Annotated in this window: 23 protein-coding genes and 1 tRNA gene; 13 read left to right on the top strand and 11 right to left on the bottom strand. The window is 64.8% G+C overall.

Going from position 1 to position 22641, the window contains the following annotated elements; translation table 11 throughout:
* On the top strand, positions 1-306 hold a 306-nt coding region (locus tag G568_RS19995), incomplete at its 5' end, for a transposase (RefSeq protein ID WP_026758823.1).
* 85 nt (positions 307-391) lie between these two features.
* Here G568_RS19995 and G568_RS20320 read toward each other — a convergent pair.
* A complete protein-coding gene (locus G568_RS20320) occupies positions 392-643 on the bottom strand; it encodes a hypothetical protein (RefSeq protein ID WP_157084427.1) in 252 nt (83 codons plus the stop codon).
* 342 nt (positions 644-985) lie between these two features.
* A tRNA-Ile gene (locus tag G568_RS0115180) sits at positions 986-1062 on the bottom strand.
* Between the two features lie 108 nt (positions 1063-1170).
* On the opposite strand from G568_RS0115180, the gene purM reads away from it, so the two are divergent.
* The 3 genes from purM (at position 1171) to rnd (ending at position 4071) form a co-directional block, all read left to right on the top strand.
* Positions 1171-2220, top strand: coding sequence for a phosphoribosylformylglycinamidine cyclo-ligase (gene purM, locus G568_RS0115175; RefSeq protein ID WP_026758822.1), 1050 nt, complete (start codon positions 1171-1173; stop codon positions 2218-2220).
* The gene (purN, locus tag G568_RS0115170; RefSeq protein WP_026758821.1) at positions 2217-2810 is read left to right on the top strand and encodes a phosphoribosylglycinamide formyltransferase; all 594 of its coding nucleotides are present in this window, start codon (positions 2217-2219) and stop codon (positions 2808-2810) included. Before purM ends, purN begins: the two co-directional genes overlap by 4 nt.
* A 103-nt stretch (positions 2811-2913) precedes the next feature.
* On the top strand, positions 2914-4071 hold the full coding sequence (gene rnd, locus G568_RS0115165) for a ribonuclease D (RefSeq protein ID WP_026758820.1): 1158 nt from the start codon (positions 2914-2916) through the stop codon (positions 4069-4071).
* A gap of 139 nt (positions 4072-4210) precedes the next feature.
* Here the strand turns inward: rnd and G568_RS0115160 are convergent, their stop codons facing one another.
* Complete coding sequence (locus G568_RS0115160) at positions 4211-4714, bottom strand: hypothetical protein (RefSeq protein ID WP_026758819.1); 504 nt, start codon at positions 4712-4714, stop codon at positions 4211-4213.
* A gap of 126 nt (positions 4715-4840) precedes the next feature.
* On the opposite strand from G568_RS0115160, the gene G568_RS0115155 reads away from it, so the two are divergent.
* Positions 4841-5251, top strand: coding sequence for a SufE family protein (locus G568_RS0115155; protein WP_026758818.1), 411 nt, complete (start codon positions 4841-4843; stop codon positions 5249-5251).
* 59 nt (positions 5252-5310) lie between these two features.
* On the opposite strand, the gene G568_RS0115150 is transcribed toward G568_RS0115155, so the two are convergent.
* The 4 genes from G568_RS0115150 to G568_RS0115130 form a co-directional block, all read right to left on the bottom strand.
* On the bottom strand, positions 5311-5952 hold the full coding sequence (locus tag G568_RS0115150; protein ID WP_026758817.1) for a DUF1638 domain-containing protein: 642 nt from the start codon (positions 5950-5952) through the stop codon (positions 5311-5313).
* A gap of 59 nt (positions 5953-6011) precedes the next feature.
* Positions 6012-6722, bottom strand: a complete 711-nt coding sequence (locus G568_RS0115145) for a corrinoid protein (RefSeq protein ID WP_026758816.1) — start codon at positions 6720-6722, stop codon at positions 6012-6014.
* A 179-nt stretch (positions 6723-6901) separates the two neighbouring features.
* Complete coding sequence (gene bmt / locus G568_RS0115140) at positions 6902-7921, bottom strand: betaine--homocysteine S-methyltransferase (protein ID WP_026758815.1); 1020 nt, start codon at positions 7919-7921, stop codon at positions 6902-6904.
* A 136-nt stretch (positions 7922-8057) separates the two neighbouring features.
* The gene (locus G568_RS0115130) at positions 8058-8372 is read right to left on the bottom strand and encodes a DUF1476 domain-containing protein (RefSeq protein WP_026758814.1); all 315 of its coding nucleotides are present in this window, start codon (positions 8370-8372) and stop codon (positions 8058-8060) included.
* A gap of 153 nt (positions 8373-8525) precedes the next feature.
* Between G568_RS0115130 and purC the strand changes: the two genes are divergently transcribed.
* The 8 genes from purC to G568_RS0115085 all read left to right on the top strand — a co-directional run bounded on the left by purC (position 8526) and on the right by G568_RS0115085 (position 19059).
* Complete coding sequence (gene purC, locus G568_RS0115120; protein ID WP_026758813.1) at positions 8526-9290, top strand: phosphoribosylaminoimidazolesuccinocarboxamide synthase; 765 nt, start codon at positions 8526-8528, stop codon at positions 9288-9290.
* 89 nt (positions 9291-9379) lie between these two features.
* Positions 9380-9619, top strand: a complete 240-nt coding sequence (gene purS / locus G568_RS0115115) for a phosphoribosylformylglycinamidine synthase subunit PurS (RefSeq protein WP_026758812.1) — start codon at positions 9380-9382, stop codon at positions 9617-9619.
* Positions 9619-10662, top strand: coding sequence for a zinc-binding dehydrogenase (locus tag G568_RS0115110; RefSeq protein WP_026758811.1), 1044 nt, complete (start codon positions 9619-9621; stop codon positions 10660-10662). Before purS ends, G568_RS0115110 begins: the two co-directional genes overlap by 1 nt.
* A gap of 12 nt (positions 10663-10674) precedes the next feature.
* Positions 10675-11343 (top strand): phosphoribosylformylglycinamidine synthase subunit PurQ, encoded by a 669-nt coding sequence (gene purQ, locus G568_RS0115105; RefSeq protein WP_026758810.1) that lies wholly within the window; start codon positions 10675-10677, stop codon positions 11341-11343.
* A 45-nt stretch (positions 11344-11388) separates the two neighbouring features.
* Complete coding sequence (locus G568_RS0115100; RefSeq protein ID WP_026758809.1) at positions 11389-13149, top strand: sensor histidine kinase; 1761 nt, start codon at positions 11389-11391, stop codon at positions 13147-13149.
* A gap of 3 nt (positions 13150-13152) precedes the next feature.
* A complete protein-coding gene (locus G568_RS0115095) occupies positions 13153-14487 on the top strand; it encodes a sigma-54-dependent transcriptional regulator (protein WP_026758808.1) in 1335 nt (444 codons plus the stop codon).
* Positions 14488-14888: 401 nt separating this feature from the next.
* A complete protein-coding gene (locus G568_RS0115090) occupies positions 14889-17699 on the top strand; it encodes a ribonuclease E/G (protein WP_026758807.1) in 2811 nt (936 codons plus the stop codon).
* A gap of 124 nt (positions 17700-17823) precedes the next feature.
* Positions 17824-19059, top strand: a complete 1236-nt coding sequence (locus G568_RS0115085) for a hypothetical protein (protein ID WP_026758806.1) — start codon at positions 17824-17826, stop codon at positions 19057-19059.
* On the opposite strand, the gene G568_RS0115080 is transcribed toward G568_RS0115085, so the two are convergent.
* The 4 genes from G568_RS0115080 to G568_RS0115065 all read right to left on the bottom strand — a co-directional run bounded on the left by G568_RS0115080 (position 19047) and on the right by G568_RS0115065 (position 22616).
* Positions 19047-20285 carry a LysM peptidoglycan-binding domain-containing protein gene (locus G568_RS0115080; RefSeq protein ID WP_245582965.1) on the bottom strand — a complete coding sequence of 413 codons (1239 nt, stop codon included), beginning with the start codon at positions 20283-20285 and terminating at the stop codon, positions 19047-19049. The genes G568_RS0115085 and G568_RS0115080 overlap by 13 nt on opposite strands.
* Before the next feature lie 53 nt (positions 20286-20338).
* On the bottom strand, positions 20339-20989 hold the full coding sequence (locus tag G568_RS0115075; protein ID WP_026758804.1) for a protein-L-isoaspartate(D-aspartate) O-methyltransferase: 651 nt from the start codon (positions 20987-20989) through the stop codon (positions 20339-20341).
* Entirely contained in the window at positions 20986-21774 is a 789-nt protein-coding gene (surE, locus tag G568_RS0115070; RefSeq protein WP_026758803.1) for a 5'/3'-nucleotidase SurE, read from the bottom strand. Before surE ends, G568_RS0115075 begins: the two co-directional genes overlap by 4 nt.
* Before the next feature lie 197 nt (positions 21775-21971).
* The gene (locus G568_RS0115065; RefSeq protein WP_026758802.1) at positions 21972-22616 is read right to left on the bottom strand and encodes an SDR family NAD(P)-dependent oxidoreductase; all 645 of its coding nucleotides are present in this window, start codon (positions 22614-22616) and stop codon (positions 21972-21974) included.
* Positions 22617-22641: the final 25 nt, after the last annotated feature.

Below are 22641 nucleotides of genomic sequence, written 5' to 3'. Positions count from 1 at the left end.
CGTGGTGCACATGCCGTCATCCCGCCTCGCAAAAACGCCAAGCCGTGGAAGACCGTCACCGCGGGTGCAATGGCCAGAAACGAGGCCCTGCGAGCTTCGAAATACCTCGGCCGCGCGATCTGGCGAAACTGGAGTGGATACCACCGCCGAAGCCGCGTCGAGACCAAAATGCACTGCGTGAAAATGCTGGGCCAGCGCCTCATGGCGCGGGACTTCGATCGTCAGGTTGCGGAAGTCCAAGTCCGCATCCTCGTCATGAACGGCTATACCGCGCTCGGCATACCCATAACTGAGCCCGTAGGATGAGTCTGTCTGGGGAAAGGGGGCGTCTGGCCTTCAACCAATTTGTGCAACAGAGTCTCTTTATCCATAAAAATCAGCATTAACGCACTCACCAAGCAGGTATATTCGTTTGATACGACATTTCCCAAATGGCCTGCCGTTTGACGGCAGCATTGCCTGACGAGGCTCCCGGATCAAGCATTTTTGGCCCCCGAGGGATGGCTGCGGTTACGAAAACACGCCGAACGGATCGGATAGAACCGCGAACCCCTACTGTCATGGCGCTGCGATCCTGTTGTTCGGCATCGCAGACAAAAAAACCCGATGGATCGGACAATTGGGTAATGGTAGTCTCTGACATGTGGCATATCCTTTTCTCAGCAGAGAATTGACGGCGACTCGACACCGCCATGATATGCCGCCCCTCAGGGCATCACCAACTTTCGCGTGTGTCTCCCCACGCTTAGCTAACCGACACTCTCAAAGCCATCATCAACGGCCACAAACAATTCCAGATCGAAGAACTCCTGCCCTGGAAATAGGCCCCCACCGTGTGATCGCCACATCGCTTACTTCCGTTTTCGGCTGTTCGGTACTTTTAGTTGTGGCGAAATCATGGGGACAGAAATGCCGCAAGTCATTGATACGAAATACGCGCAACTTGTCCCCAAGAAATATATAACACACTGATATTGCGGTGTTTTGGTAGGCCCGGAGGGACTCGAACCCCCAACCAAAGCGTTATGAGCGCTCTGCTCTAACCAATTGAGCTACAGGCCCGACCTTGTGACGTTTGCTAGCAGACGGGTGGCCCGCGTCAAGCCTTTGGCGATTGCCTCGCGCGGTGCAATCGGCTAACTCGCGTGCAAAGGCCGAAAGGACGATGCGATGACGGAAGGCAGGAACGGGGTCACCTACGCGCAGGCGGGTGTCGATATCGATGCGGGCAACGCGTTGGTGGAACGGATCAAACCGGCGGCAAAGCGCACCGCGCGGCCGGGCGTGATGGCGGGGCTGGGCGGCTTTGGCGCGCTGTTCGATCTCAAGGCGGCGGGCTATATCGACCCGGTGCTGGTGGCGGCGACCGATGGCGTGGGCACCAAGCTGCGGATCGCGATCGACACCGGCAACGTTGACACGATCGGCATCGACCTGGTGGCAATGTGCGTTAACGACTTGGTTTGCCAGGGGGCGGAGCCGCTATTTTTCCTTGATTATTTTGCCACTGGCAAACTGGATACAGACAGCGCCGCGCGCATCATCGAAGGGATCGCCGCCGGGTGTGAGCAATCGGGCGCGGCCTTGATCGGGGGCGAGACGGCCGAGATGCCGGGCATGTACGAGGCGGGCGATTTCGACCTGGCCGGGTTTGCCGTGGGCGCGATGGAACGCGACGGCGGCCTACCCGACGGGGTGGCCGAGGGCGATGTCATGCTGGGTCTGGCCAGCGACGGCGTGCATTCCAACGGCTACAGCCTTGTGCGCAAGCTGGTCGAGGTGTCCGGCCTTGGCTGGGACGCGCCTTGCCCGTGGGACGAGGGGCGAAGCCTTGGCGCGGCGCTTCTGGCGCCGACGCGGCTATATGTACGCCCCGCGTTGGAGGCCATCGGCGTGGGCGGCGTGCATGCGCTTGCGCATATTACCGGCGGCGGGCTGACGGAAAACCTGCCGCGTGTGCTGCCCGAGGGGTTGACCGCGGGTGTTGACCTGGAAAGTTGGCGGATGCCGGGCGTGTTCGGTTGGCTGTCGGACACGGGTGGGATGAGGCAGGCCGAAATGCTCAAGACCTTCAACTGCGGTATCGGCATGGTGCTGGTGGTCGCGCCCGAGCGCGCCGACGCGATCGAGGAAGCGCTGAGCGCGGCGGGCGAAACCGTGTGCCACATGGGCCACGTCACCCGCGGCGATGCGGTTGTCTACGGCGGGTCGCTTACGTGACCAAACGCGTTGCCATCCTGATTTCGGGCGGTGGGTCCAACATGATCAAGCTGGCCCAGAGCATGACCGGCGATCATCCCGCGCGCCCGGTGCTGGTGGCCTCGAATGATCCCGCCGCCGCCGGGTTGGACGTGGCGCGCGAGATGGGCATCGAAACTGCGGCGGTGGATCATCGCGCCTATGGCCGCGACCGCGCGTCGTTCGAAGCGGCGCTATTGGCGGAGTTGGAGCGCGCGGCGCCGGACATCATTTGCCTGGCCGGGTTCATGCGCGTTCTGGGCGCTGAGTTCGTGTCCCGCTGGGAGGGGCGGATGCTCAATATCCATCCCTCGTTGCTGCCGAAATATCGCGGTCTGGACACCCATGCGCGCGCCATCGCGGCCGGTGATACCGAGGCGGGTTGCACCGTGCACCTTGTCACACCGGCGCTGGATGATGGCCCGATCCTGGGTCAGGCGCGCGTGCCGATCCGCGCGGATGACACGCCGCAATCCCTGGCCGCGCGGGTGCTGGAGCAAGAGCATCGCCTGTATCCCGCGGTGCTGCGGCGCTTTGCCGAAGGCGAGCGGCAGCCGCTTATGCTGGACTGAGCCACCGCGCGCGGGCGGCGCTTTCAATTTGCGCGGCGCTGGCATAAACAGGGGCCAACCGCCGCCACCGGCGCGCATTCTTAACCAACCGACAGCGGCATTCATGAAGACACTCAACACCACTCAACAACTGGCCGAGTTCTGCACGGCGGCCAGCGCATGCGATTACGTCACCGTGGATACCGAATTCATGCGTGAGCGCACCTATTATTCCAAGCTGTGCCTCGTGCAATTGGCGATGCCGGGCGAGGACGACGAAAACGCGGTGCTCGTTGATCCGCTGGCCGAGGGGATGTCGCTGGAGCCGCTTTACGATCTGTTTCGCGATACATCGGTGGTCAAGGTGTTTCACGCCGCGCGGCAGGATATCGAGATTTTCCAGGTCGAGGCGGGGGTCATTCCAAAGCCCTTGTTCGACACGCAGGTCGCCGCGATGGTTTGCGGCTTTGGCGAGCAGGCGGGCTACGAGACGCTGGTGCGCAAGATCGCCAAGGCGAACCTCGACAAATCTTCGCGCTTTACCGATTGGTCGCGCCGCCCGCTGAGCGAGGCGCAGAAAACCTATGCATTGGCCGATGTGACGCACCTGCGGGTGATTTACGAGTTTCTCGCCGATCAACTGTCCCGCGCGGGGCGCGAGAAATGGGTGGCCGAGGAACTGAAGGTTCTGACCGACCCCGAGACATACGTGACCCACCCCGAGGATGCTTGGAAGCGCGTCAAGACGCGCACCAATTCGGGGCGGTTCCTGGCCGTGGTGCGGGAATTGGCGCGGTTCCGCGAGAGTTACGCGCAGAAGCGCAACGTGCCGCGCTCGCGCGTGTACAAGGATGATGCGCTGGTCGAGCTGGCCTCGACCAAACCCACCAGCATGGCCGATCTGGCCCGCTCGCGGCTGTTGCTGCGCGATGCCCGTAAGGGCGAGATCGCCGAGGGCATCCTGTCCGCCGTCAAGACGGGGCTGGATTGCCCGCCCGAGGACATGCCAAAGCCCGACATGGGGCGCGACAAGCTGCAGGTCAACCCGGCGCTGTCGGATCTGCTGCGGGTGCTGCTCAAGGCAAAATCGGAAAGGTCCGGCGTCGCGGCCAAGCTGATCGCGCCGGCGGCCGATCTGGATGCCATCGCGGCGGGGTTGCGCGATGTGCCCGCCTTGCACGGCTGGCGCAAGGAGGTGTTCGGCCAGGACGCGCTACGCCTGTGCGACGGCAAGATCGCCCTGACGGCCAAAGGCGCATCGGTGCGCGTGATCGAAACCTGAAGCGGTGCGTTTTGGCGCTAGTTTCGGCAGGGACGGGGATGACCTGTCGCGGTCGTTGAGGCCTGGCACCATTGCGCGGCTCCCGGGCCGTCCGCGTAGCGTCGGTACCCGGCACCACCAACCCCAAGCATGCCGCGCTTTAGCGCCGCGCGCTGCGCATGTTTTCCAAGCCGATCACGCGAATGGTGCGCACACCCGATAGCTGCTGATTGGTGACAGAGGCGGCGGCGATGACCTTGCGCGCTGCCTCGGGGCCGCCGCGTGGCGCGCGCGATGGCACCTTGGCACGCAACTCGAACGATTTGGTCGCGGCTTGCTCTGTCTCGCTGGGTACCAGGACCACGTCGAACGCACCGCTGGCGGCGGCAAGCCCTTCGGCTCGGATCACCGCGCCGCCGGGCGTGCGGTCTACTTCCAAGGCCGTGATCCGCTGAACCAGTGGGCCGGGCAGTGGCGCCCGGTTGCGCGGTTTGCTTAGCGCGCTTCGCTGCGGGATCAGGGGGTTGGCATTGCCCGCGCGCTCGATGCTTTCCGATCGGCTCTGCCCGAACCAGTTGAACGGGTTCAGGCGCGAATCGCGCACGCTGCCACAGGCCGACAGCGTCAGTGCCGCAACGACAAGTAGCGTGAATGTTTTCCGCATGGCGATCGCCCCCCTTTGCGCCTTGGTCCCTTCTTATCACGCCGGATGGCCAAAGACGCAAGGGGCAGGGCTGGACCTTTGGGCGCAGGACGCCTACCTCGGGGGAAGGAAAAGAAAGGGCCGTAGATGGCAACGCAGGCATTCGAGGATATCGTCGAGGATTTCGAGTTTCTGGACGATTGGGAAGATCGCTATCGCTACGTGATCGAGAAGGGCAAGGAGATGGAGCCCCTCGATCCCGCGCTGCGTGTGCCTGCGACCAAGGTCGAGGGCTGCGCCAGCCAGGTCTGGCTGCATCCGACGATTGAGGCGGGCACATTCCGGTTTGACGGCGCAAGCGACGCGATGATCGTGAGCGGCCTGATCGCGGTGCTGCGCGCGCTATATAACGGCGTGCCCGTGGACGAAGTGCCCAAGGTCGATGCGCCGGCGGAACTGTCGCGGTTGGACCTTCATGAGCATCTGTCGGCGCAGCGCTCGAACGGGTTGAGCGCCATGGTCGAGCGGATCAGGTCGGTCGCTGCGCAGGCCGCCTGACGGGCGTACGTCTCAATGCCTCGACCGTACGTTTGCGCGCGGTCTTGCGAAGGTGTTGATCACCCGCGCGTTGCCACCGCGCTTAGCGTTTTTTCCAGATCGCCATACCCGGTCTGGCGCCGCTCGAACCGCAGCCCCAGCCGCTCCGCGCAGCGGCGCGCCTTCTCGGTCAGGGCGGGATCGTCCGTCTGGGCTTGGTAGACAAGCTTTTCGTAATTGCCGAAATACATGTCCCGCAGTTCCGGGTGCCGGTCCAGTCCCAGGGGCTTGATCACGAAGGCATCGAACTGGCGCACCAGGAAATCGGTCAGGTAAAACGCCGTCGCCTCGTCATGCGCGGCAAAGGTCGCGTTGCCCTCAAGGAAGCTGTAGCAATGCGGGCCCTGGATCATTTCGACGCCCAGATCGTCGCAGGTGGCGGCCAGCATCCCGCCGGTGCCGCAATCGGCGTAAGCCACGAAAATTGTGTCATAATCGTCGCGGTGTCGGGTGATCATCTCGCGCACGGCGGGGGGGATGCGTTCGGGGTGATTGTGCAAGATCGCCGGCAGGCAGGCCAGGTCGATATGGGACCAGCCGTTTGCGGCCTTGAGGTCGATGATCTCGCGCGCCAAGGCCCCGCATGCCACCACCAGGATACGGCCATGCCGGGCAGGGGGCAGGCCTTGGGATGTCAGGGTGCTGTCGCTGGGCAGGGTCATGGGGCCTCAAATCGTCATCCGGGCGGGGCGCCGCGCCATTCCGCCCGAATGATCGCGGGTCAGGTGCCGGTCGCGACGCCCTGATTGTGCTTGCGCGAGACGTAGTCCTTGGCCATTTCCACCGCGACGGCCGCGTCGCGGCAATAGCCATCGGCGCCGATCGCCCTGCCAAACTCCTCGTTCAGCGGCGCGCCGCCGACAAGAACAACATAGTCATCGCGCAGGCCCTTTTCCACCATCGTGTCGATGACGACCTTCATGTAGGGCATCGTGGTGGTCAGCAGCGCCGACATGCCCAGGATATCGGGCTGTTCGGTTTCCAGCGCTTCGAGGTAATTCTCGACCGGGTTGTTGATGCCGATATCGACCACCTCGAAACCGGCGCCTTCCATCATCATCGACACGAGGTTCTTGCCGATGTCGTGAATGTCGCCCTTGACCGTGCCGATCACCATCTTGCCCATACGCGGCGCGCCGGTTTCGGCCAGAAGCGGCTTGAGGATGAACATCCCGCCCTTCATGGCGTTGGCAGCCAGCAGCACCTCGGGGACGAACAGGATGCCGTCGCGGAAATCCTTGCCTACGACCGTCATGCCGCCCACCAGGGCTTCGGTCAGGATCCTGTACGGCGCCCAGCCCCGTTCGAGCAGGATGTTCACGCCCTCTTCGATCTCTTCCTTGAGACCGTCGTAAAGGTCATCGAACATCTGTTGAACGAGTTCGTCGTCGTCCAGTTCGGAAAGAATCAGCTCGTCTTCGTCATCCGACATGGGGATATCCCTTGAGTTGGGCGCGTCTGCGCGCGGCTTTACCTGTGTTCTGCTTTGGCCATTTTGTCGCATTCGCACTGTTCGGATTGCGACATGCATGCATCCGCAACCGACTTATGGCGACAAATGCTGCTCACGCAGGGTAAATTTTCCATGAACTGAAAGAGAGTTGGTGCCGTTCAGCCGCGCCTGCGCCGTGACGACCGGCGCGGGGCAGGGGCGTTCCCATCATCGCCGGTGCCGTCGTTGGCGGACGAAAACCCGCCAAGCGTATCGGTGATCTGGTCCAGCGTCGGGCGCGGGCCGCGTGGGCGTGTCTCCAGCGCCTCGCGCATCTGCTCAAGATGCTCGGGCATGGTGCCGCAGCAACCGCCGATGATGGTGGCGCCGCAATCTCGCGCCATCACCGCGTAGTCGGCCATCAGCGCGGGCGTGCCATCGTAGTGAATATGCCCCTCGTGGTACTTGGGTATGCCGGCGTTACCCTTGGCGATGATGGGGCGCTCCGAGCCTTGCGCGACAAAGCCCAGCACCGTACGCAGCAGGTCCGATGCGCCGGTCCCGCAATTAGCCCCAAAGGCCAGCGGCGGGTTGTCCAGGCCTTCGACCATCGCGACCATGTCGGCGCTGGTCACGCCCATCATGGTGCGCCCGGCGGTGTCAAAGCTCATGGTGCCGCACCACGGCATCCCGGCCAGGCCGAACGCCTCGGCGGCGGCGCGGTATTCCTCCGGGGCGGAAATCGTCTCAAGCCACAGCACATCGGCGCCCCCGTCCTTGAGGCCCTCCGCCTGTTCGTGGAACATCTCGACGGCCAGCGAATGGGTCAGGGGGCCCAAGGGTTCGAATATGTCGCCGGTGGGGCCGACCGACCCCGCGACCACGACGGTGCGCCCGGCAGTGTCGGCCACGTCGCGGCCCAGTTCGGCACTGATGCGCGATAGCTCATGCGCGCGCTTTTCCGCGCCGTGCAGCTTCAGGCGGCTTGCGTTACCGCCAAAGGAATTGGTCAGGAAGATGTCGCTGCCCGCGTCCACGGCCGATTTGTAGAGCGTGCGAATCCTGTCCGGGTGCGCCTCGTTCCACAGTTCGGGCGCGTCGCCCGATTGCAGCCCCATGTTGAACAGGTTGGTCCCGGTCGCCCCGTCGGCCATCAGCCAGTCGCGGGTTTCAAGCAGGCGGGAGAGGGCATCTGTCATGGTTAATCCTGACGGGTATGGGTCGGACGGGTGGGGTCTGGGTATGGGCGCCCTTTTGTCGTTGGAGGGCGCGAACCAGTGAATGGCGCCGTGCCCCCACCTGCCAGCCGGCGCGGCGGGGGCGCGGCCCTCGCGTTCAGTGCTCTTTCAGGAGCTGGCCCTTGGCGACGACAAGCAGCTCGTCCATCTTGGCGCGAATCTCGTCTTCCGTGGCGCGGCCGCCCAGATCGGCGGAGACCTTGCGCACCACGTCTTCGTGGCCTGCCTCTTCGAAGTCGGACTTGATCACTTCGGCGGCATAGGCATCGGCCTCGGGCCCGGTTTTGCCCATCAGTTCCGCAGCCCAGAGCCCCAGCAACCGGTTGCGCCGCGCCCCGGCCTTGAATTTCATTTCCTCGTCATGCGCGAATTTTGATTCAAATGCATGCTCGCGTTCGTCGAAGGTGCTCATGGTCCGGTCCTCGGATGACATTGATATCATCCCTGATATGCATGGCCGGGGCGTTTGGTGCAAGGGGCTGCGTCTTGCGGGAGTGCCGCCCTTGGACTAATAGGAACGCGACAGACGCGGGGACTCATCCCCGCGCAAATCGACGGAGTGATCATGGCGCGGCGCAAGAAGATCTACGAAGGCAAGGCGAAAACCCTTTATGAAGGGCCCGAGCCGGGAACGATCGTGCAATATTTCAAGGACGATGCCACCGCGTTCAACGCCGAAAAGCATGACGTGATCGAGGGCAAGGGTGTTCTTAATAATCTTTTGTCCGAATTTTTCATGACCGGGTTGGGCAATATCGGCGTGCCCACGCATTTCATCAAGCGGCTGAACATGCGCGAGCAACTTGTGCGGGCCTGCGAAATCGTGCCGCTGGAGATCATCGTGCGCAACTATGCCGCGGGATCGCTGGCCAAGCGGTTGGGCCTTGAAGAGGGCACGCAACTGCCGCGCCCGATCGTCGAGTATTGCTACAAGGACGACGCGCTTGGCGATCCGCTGGTCAGCGAGGAGCATATCGCCGCCTTTGGCTGGGCCAGTCAGCAGGACATGGACGATATCCTCAGCCTTGCGCTGCGGGTCAATGATTTCCTGGCGGGAGTGATGTTCGGGGTTGGCATCCGGCTAGCGGACTTCAAGATCGAGGTGGGCCGCGTTTTCGACGGCGATTTTCAGCGCCTGATCCTAGCCGACGAGATCAGCCCCGATTCCTGCCGTCTTTGGGACATTGAGACCGGTCAGAAGCTGGACAAGGACGTGTTCCGGCGCGATTTGGGCAACCTGACCGACGCCTATACCGAGGTCGCCCGACGGCTGGGCGTCATGCCCAAGGGCGGCGCCACGCCGATGGTCAAGCCGACCCTGATCAACTAATCCGGGGCGCCCCTGCCGGAGCTGTATCGCGTCGGTAAATCGTCGGTGTCAGGTGGCAGGACCCGCACCGGCAAAGCGGAGAGAAAGAAATGAAAGCACGCGTGCATGTGATGTTGAAATCCGGCGTTTTGGATCCGCAGGGCGAGGCGGTGCGCCACGCGCTCGGCTCGCTAGGCTTTGACGGGGTCGAAGGCGTGCGCCAAGGTAAGGTGATCGAGCTGGACCTTGCCGAATCTGACGCGACCCGCGCCGAGGCGCAGGTGCGCGAGATGTGCGAAAAGCTTTTGGCCAACACGGTGATCGAAAGCTACACGATCGAGTTGACCTGATGCGAGCGGCGCGGCTGTCGGGCTGGCGCCAGCCGCTGGACCTGGTCGATCTGCCCGATCCCGAACCGCCCGAGGGCGGTGTCGTGCTCAAGGTGCTGGCCTGCGGCATATGCCGCTCGGACTGGCACGTGTGGACGGGATCGGACCCCGATGTCAGCTTGCCGCATGTGCCCGGCCACGAATATTGCGGGGAGGTGGTGGCAACCGGCCTCGGGGTGCGCCGTTGGCGGTTGGGGGACCGAGTGATCGCGCCCTTTATCCTGGCGTGCGGGGCGTGCCCCGCCTGCGCCGCGGGCGAGCAGACCACATGCGCCAACCAGGTCCTGCCGGGGTTCACCGCCCAAGGCGCCTTTGCCGATCATGTTGCCGTGGCCCATGCCGATGCCAACCTGACCGCCTTGCCCGATGCCATCGCGCCTGAGTTGGCGGCTGCGCTTGGCTGCCGGGTGACGACGGCGTGGCATGCACTGACCGGGCGCGCGGCGCTGCGACCGGGTGAATGGCTGGCGGTGTTCGGGGGCGGCGGTGTCGGGATCTCGGCGCTGCTGCTGGCGCGAGGGCTGGGCGCGCGGGTTGTCGTGGTCGACGTGGTGCAAGAGAAGCTGGAGTTCGCGCGCAGCCTTGGCGCCGATGCGGTGGTCGATGCCCGCGCGGGCGATGTCGCCGCCGCGATCCGCGAGATCACCCAAGGCGGAGCGCATGTCGCGCTTGAGGCGCTTGGCGTGGCCGAGACGGCGCGCGGCGCGCTGAACTCCCTGCGCAAGCTGGGGCGCATGGTGCAGGTGGGCATGCCCGCCGGTGCACATACCGAGATGACGCTGCCGATGGATGTTGTCTATTCCGGGCAACTGGCGATATATGGCACCCGCGGCATGCCCGCCTGGCGCTATCCCGATCTGCTATCGTTCATCAATGCCGGGCAGGTCGACCTGAGCCCGCTTGTCACGCGGAGGGTGGCGTTGTCGGGTGCCGCCGATGAGCTTGCCCTGTTCGATGGTCCCGCCCCGCCGGGCGTGGCCGTCATAACCGATTTTGCGAACTGAAGGAGGCCGCCGATGCGTGCTGCTGTCATCGTCTTTCCCGGATCCAACTGTGACCGTGACCTCCGCGTCGCCTTTGAAAGGGCGGGGGCACAGGTCAGCATGGTCTGGCACAAGGACACCGAACTGCCTGCGGGGGTCGACATGGTTGCCATCCCGGGCGGGTTTTCATTCGGCGACTACCTGCGCTGCGGGGCGATCGCCGCGAACTCGCCCATTTGCCGGTCGGTCGTGGCCCATGCCGAACGCGGCGGGCATGTCTTGGGGATTTGCAACGGCTTCCAGGTGCTGACCGAGACCGGGCTGCTGCCGGGGGCGTTGATGCGCAACGCGGGGCTCAAGTTCATCTGCCACAACTCGGAACTCAGGGTCGAAACCACCGATAGCCCCTATACCGCCGGATACGCGAAGGGGCAGGTGATCGACATCCCCGTGGCGCATCATGACGGCAACTATACCGCCGCGCCCGAGGTGGTCGAGCGCTTGCAGGGCGAGGATCGCGTGGCGTTTACCTATTGCGACAACCCCAACGGGTCGGTGGCCGACATTGCCGGCATCCTGAGCGAGAACCGCCGGGTGCTGGGCATGATGCCACACCCCGAACGCGCCGCCGATGCGGGGCATGGCGGCACCGATGGCGCGGCGCTGTTTGATTCGGTGGTCGGCCAAATGGCGCTGGCGTGACTTGAGCGGCGCGCGCGCAAAGCGTAGACAGGACCAATGGCGCGCATGACATTACCCGAGCGAGTACCGGGCCGCACCCGAACCGTAAGCTGGCGGGCGCGGCTGGCCTTGGGGCTGCTGCTGATCCTGGCGGTGGTCACGGTGGTTGTGACCAACAGGTTTCTGACCGAACGGTTCACCAGCGACACGCGCAACCGGGCGGAACTGCGGCTGGCGCTGTATGGCGGCAACTTGATGAGCGAGCTGCGCCGCAATTCCATCGTGCCGCAACTTCTGGCGCGGGATCCGAAATTGATCGCGGCGCTGTCGACATCGGATTTCTCGCAATCGACGCAACGCCTGCTTTCCTTTGTGGAAGAGATCGGGGCCGCGTCGCTGATGCTGCTGGACAGGGACGGGCGCGCGGTGGCCGCGACCGAGCGCAACAGGCTCGGCTCTCAGCATCGCGCGGAGCCATATTTCGTTGATGCGCTGCGCACGCGGGACACGCTGTTTACCGTGCGGGAGCGGGAAAGCAACGGATACAGTTTTACCTATTCGCGCAGAATCGATGAACAGGGCGATCTATTGGGCGTGATCCTGGTCGAGGTCGATCTGCGCAAGTTCGAGCAGGACTGGTCGGGCATCTCGGACGCGGTTTTGGTGGCCGATAGCGCCGGTCAGATCGTCCTGGCGACCGAACCGCGCTGGCGCGGTCTGACGGAGGAACGCGCGCTGGCCCGCGCGCCCGCCGAAAGCGCGATCCAGCGCGCCCTTCAGGCCACCGCCGATTGGACAGCGGACCCCGCCGACGCCTATGTCGGCGGCGAGGCGGTGATGCGCGTGGAATCGCGGCTGCCGTTCCGGGGCTGGCGCATCGCCAGCTTCACCACCTATGACAGCGTGCGCGAAAAGGTGAACGGGTTCCTGGCGCTGGAGATCATGGGGTTCGCGGTGCTGCTGGCGCTGGCGTTCTATTTCCTGTCGCGCCGGACCGCGCTGCGCATGGCCCTGTTTCAGCGGGAATCGGCGGAGCTTCGCGCATTGAACGCCCGGCTGCAGCGGGAAATCGCCGAGCGTGAGAGGGTTCAGGAGACGCTGGCGGAGGCCGAACAGACCCTTGCGCAAAGCTCCAAGCTGGCGGTTCTGGGCGAGATGTCGGCGGCGGTCAGCCACGAGTTGAACCAGCCGCTGGCGGCGATGAAAACCTACCTAGCCGGGGCGCGTTTGCTGCTACAGCGCCACCGCCCCGACGAGGCACTTTCGGCATTCCAGCGCATCGATGATCTGATCGGGCGGATGGGTGCGATCACCCGGCAGCTCAAGTCCTATGCGCGCAAGGGCGGAGATGCGTTCGAGCCTGTGGATCTTGGCGATGCGCTGTCTTCATCCCTGTCGATGATGGAGCCGCAGCTCAAGCAGCGCAACGTGCGCATCAGCCGTGCATTGCCCTCGCAGCCGGTGCGGGTGATGGGCGACCGGGTGCGCATCGAGCAGGTGCTGGTCAACCTCTTGCGCAACGCACTGGATGCCACCCATGGCGAGGAGGAGCCGGAGATCGATATTATCCTCGCGGCAGGCGAGACCGCCTCGCTTAGCGTGCGGGATAATGGCCCCGGAATTGACGATCTGGACGCCCTGTTCGAGCCGTTCTACACCACCAAGAAGCCCGGCGAGGGCGTCGGGTTGGGGCTTGCCATTTCCTCGGGGATCGTCAACGACATGGGGGGCCGTCTGATTGCGCGCCATGCCGAGGGCGGGGGGGCTGTATTTGAAATGCAACTGCCTATCTTGACGGATGATGAAGAAACCCAAGCGGCGGAGTAGCCCATGTCGAAAGTCATGAAAATCGCCATCGTCGACGATGAGCAGGATATGCGGCAATCGATCAGCCAATGGCTGGCGCTGTCCGGCTTTGACACCGAGGCGTTTTCCAGCGCGGAAGACGCGCTCAAGGTTCTGGGGCCGGACTATCCGGGGATCGTCATCACCGATATTCGCATGCCCGGCATGGACGGCATGCAGTTCCTGAAAAAACTGATGGGCAACGACAGCGCCCTGCCGGTGGTGATGATCACCGGGCACGGCGATGTGCCAATGGCGGTCGAGGCGATGCGGGTGGGCGCCTATGATTTCCTGGAAAAGCCGTTCAACCCAGACCAGATGACCGATCTGGCCAAGAAGGCGGTCGCGGCGCGGCGCCTCACGCTGGACAATCGGGCGCTCAGGCGTGAGTTGTCGCACGGCGGGCAGATCATGAATAAGCTGATCGGGTCGAGCAACGCGATGGAGCGGCTGCGCGAGGATATCCTCGATCTGGGGCAGGCAGATGGTCATGTCCTCATCGATGGCGAGACCGGGACCGGCAAGACGCTGGTGGCGCACGCGCTGCATGCGGTCGGTTCGCGATCGGGGCGCAAGTTCGTCTTGGTATCCTGCGGCGCGCTGGAAGAGGACGCGCTGGCGCGGCGCCTGTTCGGGCCGATGCAACCGGACGACACCCATCTTCCCGCGATCGAGGAGGCGCGCGGCGGTACGCTGGTGCTGGAGGGGATCGAGACGCTGAGCGACGCGATGCAAGAGCGGCTTTTGAACGTGATCAACGAGCAGGGCACCCCGCCAGAGACGCGCATCATCGCCATTTCCAACCTTCAGGACGAGGGCCGCACCAGCGAGGACGCGCTGCGCCCCGACCTGTTTTACCGGCTGGCCGCGTTGCGCATGACCCTGCCGCCGCTACGCGCGCGCGGCGAGGACATGCTGACGCTGTTCAACCGCTTTGCTGATCAGTTCTCCGAGGAATACGGCTGCGACGCGCCGACGGTCAGCGCGCAGGAGGCCGCGCAGCTACTGCAGGCGCCGTGGCCGGGCAACGTACGGCAGCTTATCAACGTGGCGGAACGCGCGGTGCTGCAATCGCGGCGCGGGCAGGGCACGATCACCTCGCTGCTGATGAGCGACCATGAAGAAATGGCGCCGGTGATGACGACCGAGGGCAAGCCGCTCAAGGAATATGTCGAGGCGTTCGAGCGGATGTTGATCGACAATACCATGCGCCGGCACAAGGGCTCGATCTCGGCGGTGATGGATGAATTGTGCCTGCCGCGCCGAACCCTGAACGAAAAGATGGCAAAGTACGGGTTGCAGCGCGCGGATTACACCTGAGACGCGCATAGCGGCATTTTCACCATTGTAATTTCGCCCCCGCTGCCTTTATTGTGATGCTAACGGCTCGGGGTATCAGACACGCCCGGCCGCGAGAGTTTCGCTGTTTCAGACATCTGTAGGAAAACAACTTCCGGCACGCCTGAACAGACCGATAGGGTCCATACCTGGGCCAAAGAACAGCCCGCCGCCCGCCTTGCGGTGCCGTGGGCCCGAGAATGGGCGCCCGAGGTTTGGGCGTCGGAGAAGAAACGCGATGAGGCGCGCGAGAGCATCAAATCTCAGGGTGAATTCCGTTTGCGGAACCCCTTTCTGCGCGCCCTACTTCGCCCAATCAGACATCAGCCGCATTGCCTCTGCCCCACCGGCGCAGAGGCTCTGTCGCGGTGCAAACGGAAAACATGGCCAAGAAAATGCTGATCGACGCCACGCACGCGGAAGAAACCCGCGTCGTCGTGGTGGATGGAAACAAAGTTGAGGAATTTGACTTTGAATCTGAGAACAAACGCCAACTTGCCGGCAATATCTACCTTGCCAAGGTAACGCGGGTCGAGCCGTCGCTGCAGGCGGCGTTCGTGGATTACGGGGGGAATCGGCACGGGTTCCTCGCCTTTTCCGAGATTCATCCCGATTACTACCAGATCCCGGTCGCCGACCGCGAAGCCCTGATGGAAGAGGAGCGCGCCCACGCCGAAGAGCAGCGCGCGCGCGATGAAGAGGAAGAAAGCAAACCGCGCAACGGGCGCTCGCGTGGCGGGCGCAGATCCCGCGCGGCGAAATCCGACACCAAGGATGCGACCACCTCGCGCGATCCATCCTCGGCCGATGGCGTGGCCGAAATCTCCGGCATGGAAACCATCGAGCTGGACCCCGAAGGGCAAGGCGCCGCCGACACCGACGAAGTGCCCGAGGGCACCTCGCCGATGGAACGGGTCGAGGAAACGCCGGTGGCCGAGCCTGAAGGCGAGGCCGAGGCGGCCAGCGATGCGGCGGAAGAGCAAAGCGCCGAACCCGTGCCCGAGACCGGCGGCAATGACAATGGTAACGGCAATGGCAACGGCAACGGAAACACGCGCCGCCGCAGCGATGCCGCGCAAAAGGACGACAGCATCGAAGCCGTCGCCGACGATGACGACCAGGACGACATCCGCCCCCCGCGCAAACCGCGGCCCCGGCGCTACAAGATCCAGGAAGTCATCAAGGTGCGTCAGATCCTTCTGGTGCAGGTCGTCAAGGAAGAGCGCGGCAACAAGGGCGCGGCGCTTACGACCTACCCGTCGCTGGCGGGGCGCTATTGCGTGTTGATGCCCAACACGGCACGCGGCGGCGGCATCAGCCGCAAGATCACCAACGCCGTGGACCGCAAGAAGCTCAAGGAAATCGCGACCGAGATCGACGTGCCCAAGGGCGCGGGCCTGATCGTGCGGACGGCGGGCGCCAAGCGGACCAAGACCGAGATCAAGCGCGATTACGAGTACCTGCAACGCCTGTGGGAACAGATCCGCGAGCTGACGCTGAAATCGATCGCGCCGGCCAAGATCTATGAAGAGGGCGACCTGATCAAACGCTCGATCCGCGACTTGTACAACCGCGAGATCGACGAGGTGTTTGTCGAGGGCGAGCGCGGCTACCGCATCGCCAAGGACTTCATGAAGATGATCATGCCCTCGCATGCCAAGAACGTGAAGCACTACACCGACGCGATGCCGCTTTTCGCGCGCTACCAGGTGGAAAGCTACCTCAGCTCGATGTTCAACCCCACGGTGCAACTCAAATCCGGCGGCTACATCGTGATCGGCGTGACCGAGGCGCTGGTGGCGATCGACGTGAACTCGGGGCGTGCCACCAAGGAAGGCTCGATCGAGGATACCGCGCTCAAGACAAACATGGAGGCCGCGGAAGAGGTGGCACGCCAGTTGCGCCTGCGCGATCTGGCCGGGCTGATCGTGATCGATTTCATCGACATGGACGAGCGCAAGAACAACGCCGCCGTCGAGAAAAAGATCAAGGACAAGCTCAAGACCGACCGCGCCCGCATCCAGGTGGGCCGGATCAGCGGCTTTGGCCTGATGGAAATGTCGCGCCAGCGCCTGCGCCCCGGCATGATCGAGGCCACGACGCAGCCATGCCCGCATTGCCACGGCACCGGGCTGATCCGCTCGGACGACAACCTCGCGCTGTCGATCCTGCGCCAGATCGAAGAGGAAGGTGTGCGCCGCCGCTCGCGCGAGGTGCTGGTCAAGACGCCGGTCGGGATCGCGAACTACCTGATGAACTTCAAGCGCGAGCATGTCGCCCAGATCGAGGCGCGCTATGGGTTGTCGGTGCGGGTCGAGGGCGATCCGGCGCTGATCAGCCCGGATTTCAGCCTTGAAAAATTCAAGACCGCGACCCGTGTTGTGGGCGAGGCTGCCGCGCCGGTGGTGTCCGTTGACACATCGTTGATGGACCAGATCGACGAGGATACCGCGCCTGCGGCGTCTGCCGATGAAAACAGCGATGAGGCGCCTGCCGCCGCCGCTCCCGCCGCGGAAGAGGAAGGCAGCAAGCCCAAGAAGCGCCGCCGCCGGCGCCGCCGTAGCGGCAAGTCCAAGTCAAGCAACGGGGCCCAGCAGAACGGCGAGACGCAAAACGGCGAGACGAGCGAGGCCGCAAGCGAGGCCGTGCAGGGCGAGGCCGCTGCTGAGCCGGACACTGACGCCAAGGCCGCCAGCGACGACGTGAGCGGTGCAGAGGCGGCCGAGCAGGCGCCCAAGAAACCTGCCAGAAAGCGGCCCTCGCGCGCCAAATCCGCCAAGGCGAAGGCAGCTGAGCAGGTCGACGCGGAGCAGCCCGCAGACCCCTCCACAGCGCCGGAAGAGGCCGCAAAGGACGCGGCCCCCGAGGCGCCAGGCGAGGCCAAGGCCGAGAAGCCCAAGGTCAAGCGCACCCGCAAGGCCCCGGCCAAGCCAAAGGCAAAACCGGCCGCCAAGCAAGAGCCCGCGCCGGAGCCCCTGAACGGGGCCAGCGAGCCCGCAAAGGCCGCCGAGTCAGAGGCCACCGCCACCCCCGCCAAGGAAGAGGAGGCGACGCCCCAGTCCGCCAAGGAGGAAGCCCCCGCCGCCGCGCCAGAGCCAGCCGCCGAGCCGGCAGAGCGCGCGCAGGAGGCCCCCCAGCCGGACAAGAAAGAGAAAAAGCCCAAGCGCCGGGGCTGGTGGTCATTGGGCCGTTGACATAGCCCAAAGCGATAAATGAACGCCGCGATCCCGACCGGGTCGCGGCGTTTTACGTTGCGCAATCGGTGCTTGCGCGGCAAGTATGGGCGCCGGGGGCTGGCCCGGACAAACAGGGAGCGGCATGGCGCAGCAACAGGCAGACAAAGTGCGGCGCCGCCGCGTGTTCTACATTCCCGGCTATGACCCCATACATCCGCGGCGCTACCGCGAGCTGTACCGCAAGGAGGGGGCCGAGCAGGCGCGCATTTGCGGCTATGACCTCACCCTGACGCCGCAGCGCCGGAAGGGGCCCTACGGCTGGCACGTCGCGGCACGGATGGGCGGGCAGGACACCGAGACCGATTTCGAGGTGCTGGTGTGGTCCGACATCGTGCGGCGCAGCATGGATCAGGGGATCATCGCAAGCTACGTGCAACTGCTGCGCACGGCGTGGGTCTATATCTCAAGCGGTGCGCTGTTTCGTCTTGGCGGGCTGCGCAAGGGGCCGGTGATCGCGGCGCTTTACCCGGTGGTGTTCCTGATCGGGCAACTCGTGATCGCGCTGCTGGCGGCGTGGGCGGTTGGCGCGTTGCTGTCATACCTGCACTCGTTTGCTGAATGGGCCGGACTGTTGGTGGTGCCGCCGATCCTGATGTGGTTCCGGCGAATCGATAACCGTCTGTTCGCCTATTACCTGATGCATGATTACGCCTATTCGGCGCAGCATCGCGGCGCCAATCCGCCCGCGCTTGAGGCGCGCATGGCCGAGTTCGCCGAGCGTATCGCCGAGGCGTTGCGCACGGATGTGGACGAGGTGCTGATCGTCGGGCACTCGTCGGGGGCGCATCTGGCGGTGTCGGTCCTGTCGGACCTGATCCGCGCCGGGCAGGGGATGGCGAAAGGCGGGCCGGCGCTGTCGCTGCTGACGCTGGGGCATGTGGTGCCGATGGTGTCGTTCCTGCCGCGCGCCGAGCGCCTGCGCGCCGATTTGCGGTTCTTGTGCTCGCGGGGCGATATCGTGTGGGTCGACGTCAGCGCACCCGGCGATGGCTGTGCCTTTGCGCTATGCGATCCGGTGGCGGTGACGGGCGTCGCGCCCGAGGGGCAGAAATGGCCGCTGGTGTTTTCTGCGGCGTTCAGTGAAACCCTGTCGCCCGCGCGGTGGGAACAGTTGCGCCGGCGGTTTTTCCGCCTGCATTTCCAGTATCTATGCGCCTTCGACAGGCCGCGCGATTACGACTACTTCCAGATAACGGGCGGGCCGCTCACGCTTGGAGCGCGATATGCGGGGCGGCCCGCATCGCCGTCCTGTATCCGGCGGGCCGCCTCGGGCTATCGCAGCGTTCGCGCGCTCGCGGGTCACGCTCAGGGCAGGTAATCGGTCGGATCGACGCTTTCGAACCCTTTTCGGACCTCGAAATGCAGGTAGTTTGCATCGCCGGATCGGACCGACGCGATGCGTTGTCCGCGGCTGACGCTGTCGCCCTTTTGCACGCGGATGTCCGAGATGTTGCCATAGATGGTCAGCAAGTTGTCGGCATGTTTGACCACCAGGATCGGCACCTCGTCGGAATCGGAAGTGATGGCTGCGACGCTGCCGCTGTCGGCGGCCATGATGCCGCTGCCGGCGGGGGCCTGGATGTCGATGCCGTCGTTGCGGCCCTTCGCGTAGGCGCGGATGATCTTGCCCTTCACCGGGGTCATCAGCGGTGCGCTGTCGGTGCTTGCTGTCTGGGTCTCGCCCAGGTCGGGGGCCTCGGCGTCGTCGTCCTCAGGCGCGGCGGCCTCGGTGTCTTCGGGCAGCGGATCGCTTGACGAGGGCGGCACCGGCGTCGGGCTACCTTGGCCGGGGGCGGTGGTGTCGGTTTGGGTGTCAAGCGCGGCGGTGTCGGTGGACGCGGCCGATTGGGTGTCCGACTTCGCGACGGGGATCAGCAGATACTGCCCCTCGCGCACGGTGAAGCGGCTATCGAGGCCGTTCCAATCGGCCAGGGCGCGCGGGGTCACGCCGTAAAGGCGCGCGATGGAATAGGCGGTTTCGCCGCGTTGCACCTTGTGGCGCACCGGCTCGGCCCCAACTTGCGCATCGGTTTGCGCCTCGCCCGTCGCCACTTGCGCGCCGGTGCTGTCGGCGTCGTCGATCGCGTTGCCGGCCAGCGTGGTGATGTCCACGCCTGGCGGCTGGATCGGCCCGGTGGCCGGGGCGCCCGTGGCCGGCGATGGCTCGGCCACCCGGTTGGGCAGCGCGATGATCTCGCCCTGCCTGAGCGGATCATCCGGTTTGATCCCGTTGTAGCGGGCCAGGCTTTGCACGTCGGCGCCGATCCGGTTGGCCACGTCGCGCAGCCGGTCGCCGCGCTTGGCGACCGCCACCTGGTAGCCGGGATAGGAGATGATCCCCCGGTCATCGGGGCGCGGGCGATCCGCCGTCGCCTGCGTGGCGGCGTCGCTGGTATCGAACCCGTTGGCAAAGTTGCCCCGCATGTCGTAGTCGAGCGGCTCGCTGCACGCGCCCAGAAGCGCCAGCGCCGTCGTTGTCAGGATCACGCGCCTGAGCGTGCGCGGGCGGTGCATCGGCGGGTGACGGTCATCGGGGTTGGTCATCTCGAATTCCTCTGTCGCGCCCCTTGTGGCCGGGGCTTCGCGTTTATCCCTGCTCAGGTGTCACGCCCCAGCCCTTCGATAAGAGGGACAAAACGCACCTGGCGCAATTCGTCGTATTCGTAACCCGCGTCGTGCCTGGTAACGCGGATCAAGCTTTGCACGGTATCGGACTGGCCGACCGGCAAGACCATGATACCCCCGATTTTCAATTGCGCCAATAGGGGGCCTGGCGGGTCCTCGGCGGCGGCGGTGACGAGGATCCGGTCGAAGGGCGCCTGGTCCGGCAGTCCAAAGCTTCCGTCGGCCGAGACGGCGGTGATATTGGTCAGGTCCAGCGCCTCGAAAATGGCGCGCGCTTCGCGGACCAGGCGGCGATGCCGGTCAACGGTGTAGACCCGCCGTGCCAGTTGCGACAGGATCGCCCCCTGGTAGCCGCTGCCGGTGCCCACCTCCAGCACCTTGTCGCGCGGATTGATGCGCAGGGCCTGCGTCATCAACCCCACGATCGAGGGCTGCGATATGGTCTGCCCGCATGCAATGGGAAGGGGCATGTCCTCGTAGGCGCGATCGGCGAAATGGCCGCGAATGAACGGGCCGCGGTCGATCTTTTCCATCACCGACAGAACACGCGTATCGGTGACGCCCTTCGAGCGCAGCGCGAACAGGAACTGCATCTTGCGTGTGGCGTCGTCCGGCTCGTTCATTCAAAGGCCTTGAGCTGATCCAAAATGTCATGCGCGGTCAGGTCCGCACGCATCGGCGTGACCGAGATGTAGCCCTCGAGGTTGACGGCGGCGTCGGTGTCGGGGGCGGTCGGGCGGTGCTGATCGCCGCCCTTGACCCACAGGAACTTGCGCCCCGATGGCGACAGGTGCGGCTCGACCCCGAAATTGGTGTGGCGGCGAAAGCCCTGCGCGACGATGCGCATGCCAAGCACCTCGGCAGCGGGCAGGGGCGGGAAATTTATGTTGTAGAACAGGCGGTAATCGGCGCCGTCCTCGGACACCGGGGTGGCCTTGAGCAGCTTGCGAATGACATCGACCGCGTGAACTTCGGCCGCCTCGAACGGGTTCTCGGCCTGGAAATTCTGCGGGCCAAGGTATTGCGACAGCGCCATCGCCGGTATGCCTTGCAACGCCGCCTCCATCGCGCCGCCCAATGTGCCGGAATAAAGCGCGTTCTCGGCCGAGTTATTGCCCCGGTTAACGCCCGACAGCACCAGGTCGGGCCGATCGTCACGCAAGACCTCGTGCAGGCCGGCCATGACGCAATCCGCGGGGCTGCCTTCGGCGGCATAGCGGCGCTCGCTTAGACGGGCCAGCATCATCGGGTGGGTGTAGCTGATCGCGTGGCCGACGCCCGATTGCTCGAACGCGGGCGCGACGGTCCACACCTCGCCATCGGGGCCGGCCAGTTCGGCCGCGATGCCGTGCAGCACCTCAAGCCCCGGAGCGTTGATGCCGTCGTCGTTGGTGATGAGAATGCGCATCTGGTCCTGCCCTCGTCCTGCCTTTGCCACTTAGTAGTAGAGCGGGGAAGGCGGGGCAAGCGCGGCGTCCGGGATGCGAGGGCACAAGGGGCGCGCATCGCCGTGCCGGGGCGGCCCGGCGATGCGCGGCGGCCTGCGGCCGCTATTTCGCGCATTGGTTATACCGAGACACTCAAAAGCACTAAAACCCGCTGCGCTCAGGCGCCCAGTTGCGACACAAGCCGCCTGGCCTCGTCGCGGGGGGTGCTGAGCGCTGTGCGATCCTCGCCGGGGAAGAAGCGCGCGCGCGTGGCCGTGGCCATCGGCGCGGGGGCCAGGACCCTTACCGACGGGCCGGTGCGCTCGGTCTCGGCGGCCCATGAGCGGGCCAGCGCGATCTGCGCGGCCTTGGTTGCCCCGTAGGCGCCAAAGAATTTCTCCCCCCCGCGCGGATCGTCGAAAAACAGCGCGGTTCCCTCTTCGCCCAGAAGCGGGGCGATGAACGGAATAAGTTGCCCGGTCGCGGTGACGTTACAGGCCACGGATTTTTCCCAATCCTTGGCATCGAGGAAATAAGCCGGCGCCAGGGGGGCGGCATGGATCGCGCAATGCGCCCAGATATCGATTCCGCCCCAGCGATCATGGATCGAGCGGCAAAGCTGCGCCATCGCGTCGGGGTTGGTCACGTCCATCGGCGCTAGCGTCGCGCTGGCGCCGGTGGCCTGAATGCGGTCGTCCAACTCTTCCAGCGCGCCGGTGGTGCGGGCCACGGCGACCACGTGATGGGTGCCCGACAATTCCTCGGCCAGTGCTGCGCCAAGTCCGCGCGAGGCCCCCGTTATCAGCGCGATCTTTTCGCTCATGGTCATGCTCTCTTGCCGTTTGTGC

Origin of the sequence: Sediminimonas qiaohouensis DSM 21189, from assembly GCF_000423645.1 — a bacterium.
Lineage (GTDB): Bacteria > Pseudomonadota > Alphaproteobacteria > Rhodobacterales > Rhodobacteraceae > Sediminimonas > Sediminimonas qiaohouensis.
This window is presented reverse-complemented; position numbering and strand designations above follow the sequence as displayed.

Coding starts and splice junctions, on each gene's coding strand:
- G568_RS20320 (WP_157084427.1), bottom strand. CDS start 643: ATGTCAGAGACTACCATTACCCAATTGTCCGATCCATCGGGTTTTTTT.
- purM (WP_026758822.1), top strand. CDS start 1,171: ATGACGGAAGGCAGGAACGGGGTCACCTACGCGCAGGCGGGTGTCGAT.
- rnd (WP_026758820.1), top strand. CDS start 2,914: ATGAAGACACTCAACACCACTCAACAACTGGCCGAGTTCTGCACGGCG.
- G568_RS0115160 (WP_026758819.1), bottom strand. CDS start 4,714: ATGCGGAAAACATTCACGCTACTTGTCGTTGCGGCACTGACGCTGTCG.
- G568_RS0115155 (WP_026758818.1), top strand. CDS start 4,841: ATGGCAACGCAGGCATTCGAGGATATCGTCGAGGATTTCGAGTTTCTG.
- G568_RS0115150 (WP_026758817.1), bottom strand. CDS start 5,952: ATGACCCTGCCCAGCGACAGCACCCTGACATCCCAAGGCCTGCCCCCT.
- G568_RS0115145 (WP_026758816.1), bottom strand. CDS start 6,722: ATGTCGGATGACGAAGACGAGCTGATTCTTTCCGAACTGGACGACGAC.
- bmt (WP_026758815.1), bottom strand. CDS start 7,921: ATGACAGATGCCCTCTCCCGCCTGCTTGAAACCCGCGACTGGCTGATG.
- G568_RS0115130 (WP_026758814.1), bottom strand. CDS start 8,372: ATGAGCACCTTCGACGAACGCGAGCATGCATTTGAATCAAAATTCGCG.
- purC (WP_026758813.1), top strand. CDS start 8,526: ATGGCGCGGCGCAAGAAGATCTACGAAGGCAAGGCGAAAACCCTTTAT.
- purS (WP_026758812.1), top strand. CDS start 9,380: ATGAAAGCACGCGTGCATGTGATGTTGAAATCCGGCGTTTTGGATCCG.
- G568_RS0115110 (WP_026758811.1), top strand. CDS start 9,619: ATGCGAGCGGCGCGGCTGTCGGGCTGGCGCCAGCCGCTGGACCTGGTC.
- purQ (WP_026758810.1), top strand. CDS start 10,675: ATGCGTGCTGCTGTCATCGTCTTTCCCGGATCCAACTGTGACCGTGAC.
- G568_RS0115100 (WP_026758809.1), top strand. CDS start 11,389: ATGACATTACCCGAGCGAGTACCGGGCCGCACCCGAACCGTAAGCTGG.
- G568_RS0115095 (WP_026758808.1), top strand. CDS start 13,153: ATGTCGAAAGTCATGAAAATCGCCATCGTCGACGATGAGCAGGATATG.
- G568_RS0115090 (WP_026758807.1), top strand. CDS start 14,889: ATGGCCAAGAAAATGCTGATCGACGCCACGCACGCGGAAGAAACCCGC.
- G568_RS0115085 (WP_026758806.1), top strand. CDS start 17,824: ATGGCGCAGCAACAGGCAGACAAAGTGCGGCGCCGCCGCGTGTTCTAC.
- G568_RS0115080 (WP_245582965.1), bottom strand. CDS start 20,285: ATGACCAACCCCGATGACCGTCACCCGCCGATGCACCGCCCGCGCACG.
- G568_RS0115075 (WP_026758804.1), bottom strand. CDS start 20,989: ATGAACGAGCCGGACGACGCCACACGCAAGATGCAGTTCCTGTTCGCG.
- surE (WP_026758803.1), bottom strand. CDS start 21,774: ATGCGCATTCTCATCACCAACGACGACGGCATCAACGCTCCGGGGCTT.
- G568_RS0115065 (WP_026758802.1), bottom strand. CDS start 22,616: ATGAGCGAAAAGATCGCGCTGATAACGGGGGCCTCGCGCGGACTTGGC.